General features: G+C 56.9%; 12 protein-coding genes. 5 read left to right on the top strand and 7 right to left on the bottom strand.

What is annotated here, in order from left to right; genetic code table 11:
* Positions 1-29: 29 nt before the first annotated feature.
* Positions 30-548 (top strand): peptidylprolyl isomerase, encoded by a 519-nt coding sequence (locus MW898_RS12285; protein WP_248907654.1) that lies wholly within the window; start codon positions 30-32, stop codon positions 546-548.
* Positions 549-759: 211 nt separating this feature from the next.
* Positions 760-981 (top strand): hypothetical protein, encoded by a 222-nt coding sequence (locus MW898_RS12280; protein ID WP_248907653.1) that lies wholly within the window; start codon positions 760-762, stop codon positions 979-981.
* A 259-nt stretch (positions 982-1,240) separates the two neighbouring features.
* Here the strand turns inward: MW898_RS12280 and mutL are convergent, their stop codons facing one another.
* Together mutL and mutS are read right to left on the bottom strand one after the other, a co-directional pair.
* Positions 1,241-2,908: a DNA mismatch repair endonuclease MutL gene (mutL, locus tag MW898_RS12275; protein WP_248907651.1), complete on the bottom strand. Its 1,668-nt coding sequence runs from the start codon at positions 2,906-2,908 to the stop codon at positions 1,241-1,243.
* Positions 2,877-5,576 carry a DNA mismatch repair protein MutS gene (gene mutS, locus MW898_RS12270; RefSeq protein ID WP_248907649.1) on the bottom strand — a complete coding sequence of 900 codons (2,700 nt, stop codon included), beginning with the start codon at positions 5,574-5,576 and terminating at the stop codon, positions 2,877-2,879. Before mutS ends, mutL begins: the two co-directional genes overlap by 32 nt.
* A gap of 184 nt (positions 5,577-5,760) precedes the next feature.
* Here mutS and MW898_RS12265 point away from each other — a divergent pair, with 184 nt between their 5' ends.
* Together MW898_RS12265 and MW898_RS12260 are read left to right on the top strand one after the other, a co-directional pair.
* Positions 5,761-6,444, top strand: a complete 684-nt coding sequence (locus tag MW898_RS12265; protein WP_248907647.1) for a hypothetical protein — start codon at positions 5,761-5,763, stop codon at positions 6,442-6,444.
* Positions 6,445-6,584: 140 nt separating this feature from the next.
* Positions 6,585-7,769 (top strand): hypothetical protein, encoded by a 1,185-nt coding sequence (locus MW898_RS12260; RefSeq protein WP_248907645.1) that lies wholly within the window; start codon positions 6,585-6,587, stop codon positions 7,767-7,769.
* 84 nt (positions 7,770-7,853) lie between these two features.
* Here the strand turns inward: MW898_RS12260 and glmS are convergent, their stop codons facing one another.
* The 4 genes from glmS to MW898_RS12240 form a co-directional block, all read right to left on the bottom strand.
* Positions 7,854-9,725: a glutamine--fructose-6-phosphate transaminase (isomerizing) gene (gene glmS, locus MW898_RS12255; RefSeq protein WP_248907643.1), complete on the bottom strand. Its 1,872-nt coding sequence runs from the start codon at positions 9,723-9,725 to the stop codon at positions 7,854-7,856.
* Entirely contained in the window at positions 9,725-10,912 is a 1,188-nt protein-coding gene (glmU, locus tag MW898_RS12250) for a bifunctional sugar-1-phosphate nucleotidylyltransferase/acetyltransferase (RefSeq protein ID WP_248907641.1), read from the bottom strand. Before glmU ends, glmS begins: the two co-directional genes overlap by 1 nt.
* Positions 10,913-11,148: 236 nt before the next feature.
* A complete protein-coding gene (locus tag MW898_RS12245) occupies positions 11,149-11,826 on the bottom strand; it encodes a DUF5828 family protein (protein WP_248907639.1) in 678 nt (225 codons plus the stop codon).
* A 129-nt stretch (positions 11,827-11,955) separates the two neighbouring features.
* Positions 11,956-12,168 carry a DUF8007 family protein gene (locus MW898_RS12240; RefSeq protein ID WP_248907637.1) on the bottom strand — a complete coding sequence of 71 codons (213 nt, stop codon included), beginning with the start codon at positions 12,166-12,168 and terminating at the stop codon, positions 11,956-11,958.
* A 147-nt stretch (positions 12,169-12,315) separates the two neighbouring features.
* Here MW898_RS12240 and MW898_RS12235 point away from each other — a divergent pair, with 147 nt between their 5' ends.
* A complete protein-coding gene (locus tag MW898_RS12235) occupies positions 12,316-12,954 on the top strand; it encodes a DUF8052 family protein (RefSeq protein ID WP_248907602.1) in 639 nt (212 codons plus the stop codon).
* A 78-nt stretch (positions 12,955-13,032) separates the two neighbouring features.
* On the opposite strand, the gene MW898_RS12230 is transcribed toward MW898_RS12235, so the two are convergent.
* Positions 13,033-14,859, bottom strand: a complete 1,827-nt coding sequence (locus tag MW898_RS12230; RefSeq protein ID WP_248907600.1) for a carbon starvation CstA family protein — start codon at positions 14,857-14,859, stop codon at positions 13,033-13,035.
* Positions 14,860-14,866: the final 7 nt, after the last annotated feature.

The following is a 14,866-nucleotide window of genomic DNA, read 5'->3' as shown; positions in this document are numbered from 1 at the left end:
TTCAGCCTACCAGGAGACGATTTAAATGTATGAGCGACAATCCAAACGCGCGGATCCACACGAACCACGGTGATATCGAGGTCGAACTGTTCGAAGAGCGTGTACCGCGCACCGTCGAGAACTTCATTGGACTTGCCACTGGGAGCAAGGAGTGGACCGATCCCGAGACGGACGAAACAAAGCAGAACGAGCCGCTGTACGACGACGTTCTCGTTCATCGCGTCATTGATGGATTCATGATTCAGGGCGGGGACCCGACCGGCACCGGACGCGGTGGTCCCGGGTATCAGTTCGACGATGAGTTCCACGACGATCTGTCTCACGATGGTCCAGGAACACTGTCGATGGCCAACTCCGGTCCGAACACCAACGGATCGCAGTTTTTCATCACACTCGACGCACAGCCCCATCTTGATGGCCGGCATTCGGTGTTCGGTGAAGTCGTGGACGGAATGGATGTCGTCAACGAGATTGGATCGGTCGAAACGGCTGCACAGGACCGACCAGTGGACGACGTACTGATCGAATCTGTAACGATCCACCGATAAGGAATGCGAGAGCGCATCGGTACACGATTACTCGGTGCTCTCGGTCGTTGGAGCGTCCGCTCTCTGTCTTTCAACTGTTCGTCCACCTGTCGCTCACAACGACTCCCGCCACTGTCCTTGGTATCGATTTCGGATCCGTTGGGATCGTGGGACGGCATCTCGACATCGAAAACGGAACTGATCTTCCGAGGAACACCATAATCGAGTGGCCGTGAGCGATCTTACTCCCTCTGTGCGGCTATTTTCGGGAATCATTGCCCTTTCGTGTCTGCTCCTCAGCGGATTCATGGGCTGGCAACTGTACAACATCGGTGTCCTGAATGTTGGAAGAGGGTTGGGTGGACTTTTTATCGCTGTACTCGCTCCGATTGGCTTCGGTATCGTCTTCTTACACATGGCGCTGACCGGCAGTGCTGTAAAACTCGATGGCTAATGCGTTTGTTCGGGGGATTCGGAGTACGGTCAGATGATCTCCATTGCGGAGTCAACGCCATGATTTGACGGCGCAACAGAACGATATAGCACACTCGAAGAGAACCAATCCGTCGCGTTTTCCGACCACACGACGCTCCAATCAAGCGCGAGTCTCACGATCCAGCGGGTCAATCGATCGGATATCTAAACCATACAGAGCGACTGCAACGAAGAGACTCACGGGGATTCGTGTGCTCTCACTCCTGTGGAAACGACGGTTATCCAAAGCGTGTATTCTGTCGGTCGAAACTCCGCGCGAGCATCGACTCTCCGATTGAGAGTACTGTTGGACGCCCGTGCGGGCAGGAGAACGACTGTTCACAGGCACCCAACTGTTCGACGAGAGCGGTCGCTTCAGAGCGCGAAAGTTCATCACCGGCTCGAAACGACGGATGGCACGCGAGATCAGCGAGCAGCGCATCGCGCGGGTCGGTTGGGGATGGGGTATCGTCTGCGAGAAACGTATCGAGCACGTCGTGGACCGCTTCGCTGTCGGCCACACGGCCGAGTGGCGCCGGCATCGCTGTCGCTCTGTACGTATTGGTTCCGAATGCTTCGAGTTGGAATCCCAATGACTCGATGGCATCGCGGTGTGCCTCGATCGTTGCCGCTTCGGCTGCTGTGAGCGAGAGCGTCGGCGACGGATCGAGTGAAACCGAACTGATCTCATCGGCCGCGAGTTCCTGAAGACGCTCGTAGTTAACACGTTCGTGAGCTGCGTGCTGATCGACAACGAGCAACTCGTCACCAGCGTCACAGAGCAGGTACAGTCCCCGAAACTGCCCGATGACGGATACGTCATCGAACGCTGACGTGCTGCTTTTTTCTGTGATCGGAGCATCGAAGTCGAACTCAGCCTGTCGGGAGAGGTCGGTCCCAGAGAGCGCATCAGAGACGCCTCGCTCGACAGCTGTCGCCACCCACTCGTCGTCAACGAATCGAACCGTCTCCTTGGCAGGGTGGACGTTCACGTCCACGGCCTCGGGAGCGAGTGAAACCGAAACGATGGCGATCGGATACCGATCCGAGGGAAGGAGGCTTCCGTAGCCCGCGAGTGCTGCGTTCCGCATCATCGTGTTCCCAACCGGACGACCATTGACAGCTGTGTAGACGTGTGTTGGCTTCGATCGCGTCACAGCGGGGTAGACGAGCAATCCCCGAACGTGGACTGTCGCCTCGCTCTCAGCTTCGAACGCGAACTCGAATTCGGTGCTCTGTCCGGCGGTCGATCGGTCGTAGACTGCGAGAACGGCATCAGTACGCCCGGTTCCGGGTGTTGAGACGACGGTGCGGTCGTTGTGCGTGAGGCGAAAGCGCACCGTTGGCCGCGTAAGGGCATAGTGTGAGACCAGCTGGCTCATTCGCGCGAACTCCTGTGATGGCGATCCGAGCGACTCTCGTCGCACTGGAAGACTCGAAAAAAGATCGCTCGCCTCGACGGTCGTTCCGACACCGCGGCCAGCAGTCTCGACCGACGTTTCACCATCTTCGACAGTAACACGTGTTCCAGCGATCGTATCAGCTGTTTTCGTCGTCAGTTCGAGGCGAGCAACCGCTGCGATGCTCGGGAGGGCTTCACCGCGAAACCCGAGCGTTTCGACGTGTTCGACATCCGTTGCGTCCTCGATCTTGCTCGTCGTGTGGTGCTGGACGGCGAGCGTAGCGTCTGCTTCGTTCATACCGTGTCCGTCGTCCTCGACACGGATTCGGTCGAGTCCACCGTTCTCTGCAGTGATCTCGATCCGAGTTGCACCCGCATCGAGCGCATTCTCGATGAGTTCGGCCACAGCACTCGCCGGACGAGTAACGACTTCGCCCGCGGCAATGCGTTCGATTGTTTCGGTATCGAGCGTTCTAACGGTCATCGCTCCGTCGCTCGCGGTCATCAATCCGTTGCTGGATGTCGTTGAGCGTCGTGAGGGCTTCGAGTGGTGTCATATCTGCGATCGAGAGATCTCGAATAGTCTCTTCGAGATCGAGCAAGAAATCACTACCGCGGCCATTCTCGTGAGTAGATGACGGCGGAGAGTGAGCGACCGACGCAGAAGTCATCGACGAATCGCTGTCAGCCGTTGAGTGGCCGTTCGTCTGCTCGTCTGGCTTTGTTGTGCTCGGGAGCCCGTCCTCAAGCAGCGCACGCGATCGCTCGATGACCGGGACAGGAACGCCCGCGAGTTGTGCAACGTCGACGCCGTAGGAGGCCGAGGACGCCCCTCCAACGACGGTGTGGAGAAACGTCATTTCTCCGTTGCTCCGATCGACGGTGAAATGGAGGTTCAGTATGTCCGATCGACTGTCTGCGATAGCCGTCAGCTCGTGATAGTGGGTTGCAAACAGCGTCGTTGCACCGATCTCGTCGTGGATGAACTCCGTGACTGCCCACGCGATGGCGCGCCCGTCGGCTGTGCTCGTTCCCCGACCGACCTCGTCGAGCAAGACAAGTGATCGATCGGTCGCATTGTGGAGTATCTCGGATAGCTCTGCCATTTCGCGCATGAACGTCGAGCGTCCCCCCGCGATGTCATCGCTCGCACCGACGCGGGTGAAGACACGGTCAACGACTGGAAGGGTGGCCGCGTCGGCAGGGACAAAGCTCCCGATCTGTGCGAGAAGAACGATGAGAGCGGCCTGACGCATGTACGTTGATTTTCCGCTCATGTTCGGGCCGGTAATGACGGCGAGACGCTCGTCGGTGAGATCGGTGTCGTTGGGAACGAACATCTCCTCGGTCGTTTCGACGACAGGGTGACGACCGGCGTCAATGTGTATTCCTGTCCCGCCCAGTGTCGGTCGCGTGTAATCGCGCTCTGCAGCGATATGTGCAAGCGTTGCGAGCACATCGAGATCTGCGAGCACCGACGCGACCTGCTGGACGCGCTCTGCTGCAGCAGCGACCTCATCACGAACCTCGGTGAAGAGCTGGTACTCTCGTTCGTCAGCACGCTCGGCTGCCCCAAGGATTTCGTCCTCGCGTCGTTTGAGATCTGGCGTGTAGAAGCGCTCTGAGTTCTTTAGGGTCTGCCTGCGCGTGTAGTCGTCGGGAACCCGGTCGAGATTGGGATTTGTGACCTCAATGTAGTAGCCGTGGACCTCGTTGTAGCCGACGTTCAGCGAACCGATTCCGGTACGTTCGCGCTCGTGCGCTTCGAGATCGGCCACCCACTCGCGTCCGTCGCGTTCGGTCGCACGTAACGCGTCGAGATCGTCGTCGTATCCCTCCTGAATGACACCTCCTTCGGTCACTTCGATGGGAGGCTCGGCCTGGATAGCCCGACCGATGAGTCCGCGGATGTCGGCGAGTTCGTCTAGCATCTCGCGTCGTTCTGTGAGTGGGGCACACTCGATGCTCGCAAGCGCCGCTTTCAGTTCGGGAACGACATCGAGTGTCTCTTTGAGCGAGCGGAGATCACGGGCGTTCGCCCGACCACGCGAAACACGAGTGATGAGCCGCTCGATGTCGTACACATCACGGAGGAGATCGCGCGCCTCCTCTCGAACGAGTGACCGTGAGACGAACTCCTCGACAGCGTCGTGTCGTCGCTCGATCTCCGCCTGATTGACGAGCGGTCGGCGCAGCCAGTGAGTGAGCGTCCGCCGTCCGAGCGCACACGATGTTTGATCGAGAACGCCCAGTAGCGTGTGCTCATCGCCGCCGTCTCGGTTCTCGAAAATCTCGAGCGATCGAAGCGCAGTCGCATCGAGACGCATCGACTCCCGAGGAGAGTAGCGTGTGATCCGGGCGATGTAGTCGATCCCACCCGCATCGACTCCTTGGGTGTACTCTGCGTACGCGAGCAGGGCACCACAAGCGCGGATTTCGATCTCTGATTCGAGCACCGCTTCGGGATTGGAGACGTACGATGCAACGCGTTCACGGGCCACATCAGGATCGAACGCCTCCGTTCGGAACGACGTCTGCATCCCATCGACGGTGAACTCAGCTCCGACTGTCGATCCGTCGGCAGTGATCACCTCTGATGGTGCGAGCCGATCGAGTTCGTCCTGTATGACCACGCTGTCACCGCTCGTAACGCGGAACTCGCCAGTCGAGATATCGAGAAATGCGACGGCAGTGGCGTTTCCACTCGTATTACCCTTTTTGCCCGCTCTTTTCTCGTCCGCAGTGATCAGACACGCGAGGTAGTTGTTCGTTCCGGCGGCGAGCAGTTCATCTTCAAGCACCGTCCCCGGTGTCACGACGCGTGTAACCGCCCGGTCGACCACACCGGATGCCTCTGATGGATCTTGTACCTGATCAGCGATAGCAACCCGGTAGCCAGCATCGAGCAGCGTTTCGATGTACGAGGCCGCATTATCGATCGGAATCCCCGCCATCGGATACGTTCCTGAGGAATCCTCGCGTTTGGTGAGCGTGATTTCGAGCGTGCGCGAGGAGATCTCTGCAGCTTCACAGAACGTCTCGTAGAAATCTCCGACTTGAAACAACACGAGTGAGTCGTCGAACTCGGTACAGAGCTCGAAGTACTGACTCATCATCGGGGTGAGGTCGTCCCGATTCGCGGCCATCTTCGCTGGCGGCCCCGTTCCCTGCATATCTCACACCGGGCGACGGAACCACTTAGCCCCCTTGACTTCTCATCGAAACAGACACGACTCGGCGATCGATCGCGGCTACACTGAAATCTATCAAGACCGTTACCCCCGGCTGGTATACTAGAACAGTCACCGTCTCTAAAAACGATTAGATATTTATAATTCATCTCTCAACAGATGGCTGATGGTACGGGGACCTACTGGTCGGTGGATCGGGATTTGTGTCCTTCTTGTTTCGTTGGTTTCTCTGAGTGGCTGTCTCACGATTCCAATCTCAGTTGATTCGTCCGTTGATGAAGATGGAACGATCTCGTCGTACGAGATGCGACTGAACATCAGTACGAACGCGTACTCATATATTCAGCGTGGAGCGCGGAGTGAGGGCTACTCTTCGACGGAAGAATATATAATGAATAAATCGATGTCGGAAATAAACCGAACTCGCGTGGGGAATATCGAGTACTCGGAGTCAGTCAATGGCAGGAATGTGACCGTAACGATTCGTCTTGAGGACTATACACCAGCCAACAACAGTTTGATCTCGGTCACAAAACGAAACGGGAGAGTGATCTATACGGATCGGACATTCGAAGCATCCGACGCCGCATCTGGGCCAGATTCCCTTACGGTTCCCGTTCGATACACGCTGACAATGCCGGGCGAAATTCTGAACTCGTCTGCCGATCGCGTGGAGGGAGATACGGCCACGTGGGAGATGACCGACGCTGAAGCATCCCAAACCCGAATTCACGCGAAAAGCGACGTATCGGACGAAAAGAGGCAGTTGCCCGTGACGGATGATTCCACTCTCGTCGCTGTCTCGCTTGTGGTTGGCATCAGCCTCATCCTTGTCTATTGGCTTCGATAATCTTCATGTATTGACGTCACTTTAGGGCGTTTCATCTCACCTCACAATCCGTCGATCTCATCGCTTGCCCGTCTTCCGGCGACCAAGAACAGCACGTCTGTGTACACACGTTTACGGTCGGTTACGACGAACGTAATCGAGTGGCCGGGAACACTTCGAACGCGATGACGAACGCCAGTCCAGTTGTTGGTGGTGGCGACGGGTACGATCGGTATATCGAGCCGGAACGAGCCGATACGATCGTCGATTCGCGGGCCGCGTTGCTCGCGGCACTCGATACGGCATCCGCGAACACGATCGTCTACATCGCTGACGACGCGGAGATCGATCTCACGGGTGAAGCGAACATACCATTACAAGAGGGAGTCACGCTCGCTTCGGGACGGGGACGCGATGGTTCTGATGGCGGGTTGGTGTACACCGACGCCAGTCCTCGCTGGTTCATTCGCTCGCGGGCCGACAGTGTCCGTGTTACGGGCTTGCGGCTCCGCGGACCGCGAACGGACTACTTCGATCCGCGCGAGGAGTTCGACGAGAAAGAGGAGGCTTACAGCTGCGGACTTCACCTCTTTGGCGACACAGCGGAGGTCGACAACTGTGAACTATTCGGGTGGCCGCACGCTGCCATCGCCTTCGGAGCACGGGAGTACGCGACGGAAGGGTACGCCCATCACAATGCGATTCACCACAACCGAATGGAGACGCTCGGATACGGGATCGAACTCTACGACGGCTACAGCCGGATTGAACACACGTATTTCGATGCGAATCGGCACGCTGTCACTGGATTCGGCTACGCGACGAACGGCTATGAGGCGCAGTACAATCTCATTGGCCCGAATCCTATCTCACACGCCTTCGATATGCACCGTCTCTCCGAGAATATCTCCTGTGATGACCCGCTCCTTGCGGGGAAAGCGCTGTCTATCCACCACAACACGTTCGCGTACACTGAAGACACGCTCGATCGACCCCAAGAAGCAGTCGATATTCGGGGGATTCCCGAGGAACGGTCCGTCATCGACTGGAACTGGTTTGCACACGAACGAGAACCGACAGGCGCTCGCGGAGAGGCTGTCCGGCAAGGAATCGATGATCCATTCCAACGAGTGGACGTGGGACCGAACAATCAGTACGGGCCGACCATACCAGACGACCCAACTGTTGGCTGCCCTCGAACAGAAGGACCGAACGTCGAGAAGACAGATTCTACGTCTACGTCTGAGTCTAAGTCTGACCGTAGTGCAACTTCGAATTCTGCTCTCGATGCCGGTGGAATTCTTGATATGATAGCCACGGTAGCCAAAACACTCCGTAGATTATAGCAGCGCAGTCAGATCCTCCTCTCTCAGCCGACACAGTAGTGAAAACGTGATTAGTACGAGCGAACGCGGGAGACTGATATCTTCTTACTCGACTGTCACGCTCTTTGCGAGGTTCCGTGGTTTGTCGATCGGTCGCCCGAGTTGTGCTGCGGCGTGGTAGGAGACGAGTTGGAGCTGGACGTTTGCAAGCACTGCCGCAGTCCGGGGTGTGCATTCAGGGATGCGCAGAACGTGGTCGGCGTAGCGTTCAACATCTGAGACGCCGTCCGTGACGGCGATGACGGGCGCATCACGTGCTTCGACTTCTTTGACGTTGCCGATCGTCTTTCGGGCCTGCTCACCGTCTCCAGTGACGACAGCAAACACCGGCGTGTTGTCGGTCACGAGCGCCAGCGGACCGTGTTTGAGTTCACCCGCTGGGAAGCCTTCTGCGTGCTCGTAGCTGATCTCTTTGAACTTCAGTGCCCCTTCGAGTGCGACAGGGTAGTGTAACCCTCGTCCGATGAAGAAGTACGCATCAGAGTCGTGGTACTCCTCTGCGATTTCTTTTGCTTTCGTGTCGTCGAGGATGGCCTGAACGTTGCTCGGAAGATCCCGAAGTCCGGCGATCGCCTCACGGTTGTCCTCCTCTCCGTCCAACTGGAGCGTCAACAGCGAGAGTGTGACCAGCTGTGAGGCGAACGTTTTGGTTGCGGCGACACCGATCTCCGGTCCAGCGCGGATATAAAGCACGTCGTCACATTCACGGGCTGCTGTCGATCCGACGACGTTCGTGACGGCGAGCGTACGTGCACCGCGGCGGCGGGCTTCCCGCAGCGCGCTCAATGTGTCTGCGGTTTCACCACTCTGCGTGACACCGATAACGAGGTTGTCGCCGATCGGAGGAACGCTCGTCGCGTACTCGCTTGCGATGAACGCCTGCGCAGGAATGCCAACCGACTGGAGCAACTGCGCGCCGTAGAGGGCAGCGTGATATGAGGTTCCACAGGCGACGAACTGGACCGAAGATGGGTTTATATCGCCGAGCTCTTCGAGCGTCACCTGTCCACCGAGTTCATCAACACGACTCTGGAGACACTGACGCAGCGCACGCGGTTGCTCGTGGATCTCCTTGAGCATGTAGTGGTCGTACCCACTTTTTCCAGTTTCTTCGGGATCCCACTCGACAGTGCTCACCGACTTCTCTACTGGCTCACCATCGATGTCGGTCACTCGCCATCCGTCATCGTTGATGATTGCGAACTCGCCGTCGTCGAGGTAGACGACCTTATCAGTGAACTCGCGGAACGCAGGAACGTCGCTCGCGAGGAAGTATTCGTCGTCTCCAACACCAAGCACGAGCGGCGAGTCGTTCCGTGCGGCGAACACCTGATCAACGCCAGCGATGACAGCTGCAATCGCATAACTCCCTTCGAGCTTCGAGACAGCAGAGAGAACAGCTGATTCCGGCGGTATTCCCGAGTCGAGAGCCGATTCGATCAGGTGCGGGACGACCTCTGTGTCCGTGTCGCTTTTGAACTCGTGTCCTGCCTCGGAGAGATCATCACGCAGTTCCTGGTAGTTCTCGATGATTCCGTTGTGAACGACTGCAACGCGACCCGTACAATCTCGGTGCGGGTGGGCGTTGTCGTCCGTCGGCGGACCGTGTGTACTCCAGCGAGTGTGGCCGATCCCGACTGGCGCGTGGGCATCGTTTCCGGGGTCGCCCGCAGTCGTCACGCCAGACCCGTCACCGATCACGCTCTCATTTCCGTTTCCGTTTCCGTTCAAACTCGAATTCGAGAGTGCATCTCTCAGTGCATCGAGTTTGCCCGCCTTTCGTTCAACGCTGAGTGAGTGATTCGAGAGCGCAACGCCAGCTGAATCGTAGCCTCGGTATTCGAGCTTCGAAAGCCCGTGCATCAGCGTATCGAGTGTCTCTCCATCACAGCCAGCACATCCAATAATTCCACACATTATCGTACTACCTCCGCGCGTTCGGGAACGTGACCATCGACGACGACTCCAGTTCCGAGTCGGGCGTTCGTACCGACGAGTGCCCCTGGTTTACAGCGGACCCCGCCGCCAGAACGAACTCTGTCGGCGAACACTGCTCCAAGCCGCTCATCACGGAAGAGGCTCTCGTTGATTTGGACGTCGGCTGGGCCACCAGGAACGACTGTCCCGGCTCCGAGATCGACATCCTGTCCGGTCACACAATCGAGCAGTGTACTACCCGCACCAATCCGTGTGTCGGTGTCGATGACGCTCGACTCGACAGTCGAGTTCGCCCCAACCGTTACATTTCGACCCAGCGCGACGTTGGGTCCGATCACCGCTCCTGGTCCCAGTTCGCAGTCTGGTCCAATAACGACCGGCGACTGGAGTGTCGCGTCGTCGTGTACGATTGCGCTGTCTGCGACCCACACGCCTGATTCGTGCTGTGGACCGTCAACGAGTTCGTGTTCAAGTAGTGCACGCGAAACAGAGAGCAGATCCCACGGGTATGTTGCATCAGACCACAGTCCTTCGGTTCGGACACCTCGAACTGTCGCCTCGTAAATTAGTAGATCGACTGCATCGGTCAACAGAAGGCTCCCGTTCTGGCGCGGCGTTTCTGCGAGTGCATCGAAGATCCGTTCATCGAACACGTATACGCCCCCGTTGACGAGCCGATACTCATCATCGGGCTTTTCGATCAACTCAACGATGGTCGACCCGCGCATAACGACTGCACCGTAGCGGCTTTCAACTGGCCGTTCGAGAACCGCGAGTGTCGCCGCGTCATCTTCTTCGGACGCTTCGAGAACGTCAGTAACGATCGACGGTTCGATGACGCGGTCGCCGTTGACAACGACGAACGACCCACTGAGTTTATTTTTGGCCTGTTGGAGCGCGTGCCCGCTGCCAAGCTGTTTCGACTGAACGACGTACTGAATTGGAACATCCCGGTACTTCGCTCCGAAGTGTTCCTGTACCCGGCTGCGCTTGTAACCCACGACGAGGCAGATGCGCTTGATCCCGGCCTCAATCAGAGCATCCAAAACATACTCGACGATCGGACGATTCCCGGCCGGTAACATCGGCTTCGGACGGTTACGGGTAAGTGGACGCAAACGAGTCCCTTCTCCCGCCGCGAGAACCACAGCCGTGTCGGTTGGCATAAACTACTTCACAACGGCCAGTATTGTGAATGTTCTGGCTCGGAAATCGGAATTATCATACACATTTGCATAACATATCTTTCTAAAGCGGTACCTAACCAACGATAGGAGGAATATAACCAAGATCGACATCTCACTCGTGCACTCACGATCTTCACTTCTGTTACTATATCTGCATTTCGATCCTACAGTATCGGGATATCACGCCCGATTGCGCGCGCCAGCGCGCGGCTGGTTCAATTGGTTGTTGGGTCCGAGTCTGTGCCGTTTTCGGGAACGTCGGCCCCTTCGATGGCCTCCAGAATTTCAGTGTCTTTCTCACAGTCGATGTGCCACCGATCGACTGACTGCTCGTAGTCGGCTAAAATGTTCGAGACGTGTATTCGCAGATCGTCGTCGTTGATGTTCACTTCGAGGCGGTACGTGGGATCGTCATCGTCGATACGCTGGAGATTCGCGCTGATAACGTCGTTGTCGAAATAATAGGGTGCAAGCTGCGTCATGACGTTCTTGTAGACCGCACCCTCAACCGCACGAATCGCCTTCCGGCTCGCTGAATCGGCCGCACGCGCGACGTAATCTATCGACTCGTTCCACTTATCGACGGCTTCCTCGGTGTCTTCATCGAGCTTCTCATAGGACTCTGAAAGCTTCTCTCCTGCTGTTTTGAGATCGTCATCAGGATCCTTTCCGGCCTTTTCTCCCGTGCTTTCGTCAACGCTGGCTTGCTGTGCGGTCTTTTCGTTGACATCTTTGTCCAACCGCTCGTGGCTTTTTGGCCGCCACTCGTCCCATTCTTCGAAAGCTGCGCCATCGACACCGCAATCCCCGAGCGCTCGTGTGATTCGTTCACCGAGCTCGACGACATCTCCCCACGACCCCCGGTCGATGAATCCGGTAACGCTTTCTTCCATCTCCTATTTCGGCTACGTCTGCGAGTATAAAAACCCCTCCGACCGACACAACTATCGACAGGATTGGCTCTTTATGTAGTAACGAAACTGCAGGCGATGAGTACGAGCAAGCGTCGCACAACGACGGTGTTACCGACCGTGGATAAACTTCGTTGCTAGCTCATCCAATCGCCGCTTCACTCGTCCAGCAACGACCGCCGGTGTCGACGCCAGACGAAGTTCCTCGTCGTCAAGTTCGATTCGTTCACTATCAAACCCACAGCGCCTGTCCTCGTCCCCAACTGCGTCGACGACACTCGTCATTCCACAACGACCGCATGCCTCGGTTTGTTCATCATCCATGCTATCGATCCTCGTACTTCAGGATATCTGGTGATTGAATTTAAAGGTTCGCGTGGGGTCCGTGTTCTTTTGTATACCGATACCAATGATCGGTCATGGACACTCAGATCGTGCGACGAACATCGCCTACTGCCGATCTCTGATACGATGAGTGACGATTCCGATACCGTGAACGATTCAGACGTCCGTCCATCTCCGTCAGATTCCACTCCGTCACGCGCTCGCCCCCGCGAAGATGTTCCCGATTGGGATGATGAGTACCTAGACCGTATCGCGGATGGGCTGATGCACAGCTACGATCTCGAACAGGAAACGAACGTTCGAGGGGAATCGTTCACTCTCTCCGGACAACTGCGTATCGAGCATCAGAAACACTTCCTTCACTCGTCGATCAACTACGCTAATCACGGTTCTGAGGAATATCTGTTTGCTCGTCGTCAACGCAGCGTTACGCGTGACGATCTCACTTCGCTCGTCGATCTCGGACACGAGCTCGCGGACGAGTGGATCGAAGGCGACGAAACGCACTACAGCACCGATTTTACGTTCGTACTCATCGTTCCCGAGATTACCGATGCGGTCCGTACGTTCGCTTCCGGTTTTCGTGATCGAACGCTCCTCAAATTCGGATACTACGGTCATTACGAGATTCATCTCGTCGTCGTCGCACCCGAAGCTCAGGACAGTGTGAAAAGCAAGAACGCTGATATTGGACTATTCGCTCCCTGGCGAGATCCTGAGCCTGCAGGACTATTCGATCGACTCGTGCGCCGTCTCAAACAGTGAGAACACTTCGTCTTCTTGATTTGTCTTCTCTCATCGGGTATCGTCAGTAACAGGAATTTTCAGTGATGTATCGACTTTTTAGTCTCCGTCTGGTTCACCACCGTCGGTGACTGCCGCGCTGGCTTCGCTCCGTACAGCTTTGATATTCGAGATCCCCATTCGGACGAGTGATACTGCGAGAACGACGAGGATGAGCGCGATGATGATCTGCAACGCGACTGAGAGCTGAGTGATCGCGCCGTTTTCTGCCATCCACGATGGGTTGAGCAACTTTCCAGCGAGGTTCTGCCAGAATGCGAGATACAACAGCGCGATGATGGTGATTACGGTCATGAGCGCCATCGGAACGCCCGTGCTCAGGAGCTGCTTGCTCTCATCCCAGTTGGCGAGCCAGATGGTTGCGGTCAAGAGCGCAAGCGCCGCGAGCAGCTGGTTTGCACCGCCGAACAGCGGCCACAGGCTCTCCCAGCTCCCGCTCGTTACGAGCAGGTAACCGAGACCGACCTGTACGCCAGCAGCGGCGTAGCGATTCACTGCCATCTTCTCTGTCGCGGTTTCGGGCGTTCCGACGATCTCTTCTAACATGTAGCGACCGAGACGCACAGCCGTGTCGGTGCTTGTGAGCAGGAAACTCACCAACACAAGTGCCATGAACGGTGCGCCGTAGCGAGGTGGAATATTGAGACTCGTGAAGATGATACCGCCACCGGTTGCGAAGTTTGGCAACGCCAGAGCAATTCCCGATCCTTCCGTGACGCCGACGACCGCGAGCGTCGCCAGAGCGACTGTGGCTAGAAGACCTTCACCGAGCATACCGCCGTAGCCGATGACGCGCGCGTCGGATTCTTTGTTGAGCTGTTTTGCCGTCGTCCCCGAAGAGACCAGCGAGTGGAAGCCGCTAATGGTACCACACGCGATTGTGACGAACAACAGCGGAAACAGCGGCAGTCCCACTGTTCCCATGAACCCGTAAAACGGATCGAGGCCGATGGTGAGCGGCTCGCTGGTGTTGCTGAGAAGCGTCCCAACGATGATTGCGAGAAGGGCACCGCCGACACCCGCATAGAGCAGGAACGAAGACAAGTAATCACGCGGTTGCAGCAGCATCCACACAGGGAGAACACTTGCAAAGAACGCGTAGATGAGCACGATTGGAACCCACGCTGCGGTGTTCGCTCCGAGTGCTTCTGCTCCTGGTATCCACGAGCCACTACCAGAAAAGAGAACGATCGTGTTCGCGGGATACGTGCCTGCCTCTGCGGCCGGGAACAGTGCGAGGGGGTTTTGGATGCCGACCAACACACTCATAAACACGCCCGTGACGAACACCACCGTTCCAGCAATAAACGGCAAATCGAGCTGGTAGAGGTAGATCCCAAACACCCCCGCGAGGAGAATATAGAGGATGCTCGCGGTCGCTGCACTCGGATACGCATTGAACACGACGGCAACGACCAGTCCGAACACCCCAACGACGAGAATGATCGTCAAGAACGCAAACCACAGCAACATGTTCTTACCGCGCTCACCGACGTACTCACCGATGATGTACCCGATCGACTTCCCTTCGTGTCGCAAGCTGCCCGACAAAGAAAGGAAGTCATGGACAGCACCCATCAAAGGATTCCCGATAGCGATCCACAGCAGCGCTGGCACCCATCCCCAGACAGCGCCCGCTGTGATCGGGCCAACGATGGGAGCACCACCGGCAATACTTGAGTAATGGTGTCCGAGTAACACCGGCTTCTTCGCCGGTACGTACTCCTGTCCATCATCGTATTTGTGTGCCGGTGTATCTTCGCTGTCGTCCAATTCGACGAACTGAGCGAGATATTTCGAATATCCCAAATAACCGATACTGAACAGCACCAACACCGTGAGCACGAGCCAGACTATCTGTACCATGGTTTCG

It is taken from the genome of Halocatena marina (genome assembly GCF_023276375.1).
Lineage (GTDB): Archaea > Halobacteriota > Halobacteria > Halobacteriales > Haloarculaceae > Halocatena > Halocatena marina.
The sequence above is the reverse complement of the archived record's forward strand: the minus strand, read 5'-3'. Positions and strand labels throughout refer to the sequence as shown.

Bases quoted from the DNA above. Each gene is read 5' to 3' on its own strand.
- MW898_RS12285 (WP_248907654.1), top strand. From the start codon at position 30: ATGAGCGACAATCCAAACGCGCGGATCCACACGAACCACGGTGATATC.
- mutL (WP_248907651.1), bottom strand. From the start codon at position 2,908: ATGACCGCGAGCGACGGAGCGATGACCGTTAGAACGCTCGATACCGAA.
- mutS (WP_248907649.1), bottom strand. From the start codon at position 5,576: ATGCAGGGAACGGGGCCGCCAGCGAAGATGGCCGCGAATCGGGACGAC.
- MW898_RS12265 (WP_248907647.1), top strand. From the start codon at position 5,761: ATGGTACGGGGACCTACTGGTCGGTGGATCGGGATTTGTGTCCTTCTT.
- glmS (WP_248907643.1), bottom strand. From the start codon at position 9,725: ATGTGTGGAATTATTGGATGTGCTGGCTGTGATGGAGAGACACTCGAT.
- glmU (WP_248907641.1), bottom strand. From the start codon at position 10,912: ATGCCAACCGACACGGCTGTGGTTCTCGCGGCGGGAGAAGGGACTCGT.
- MW898_RS12245 (WP_248907639.1), bottom strand. From the start codon at position 11,826: ATGGAAGAAAGCGTTACCGGATTCATCGACCGGGGGTCGTGGGGAGAT.
- MW898_RS12240 (WP_248907637.1), bottom strand. From the start codon at position 12,168: ATGGATGATGAACAAACCGAGGCATGCGGTCGTTGTGGAATGACGAGT.
- MW898_RS12235 (WP_248907602.1), top strand. From the start codon at position 12,316: ATGAGTGACGATTCCGATACCGTGAACGATTCAGACGTCCGTCCATCT.
- MW898_RS12230 (WP_248907600.1), bottom strand. From the start codon at position 14,859: ATGGTACAGATAGTCTGGCTCGTGCTCACGGTGTTGGTGCTGTTCAGT.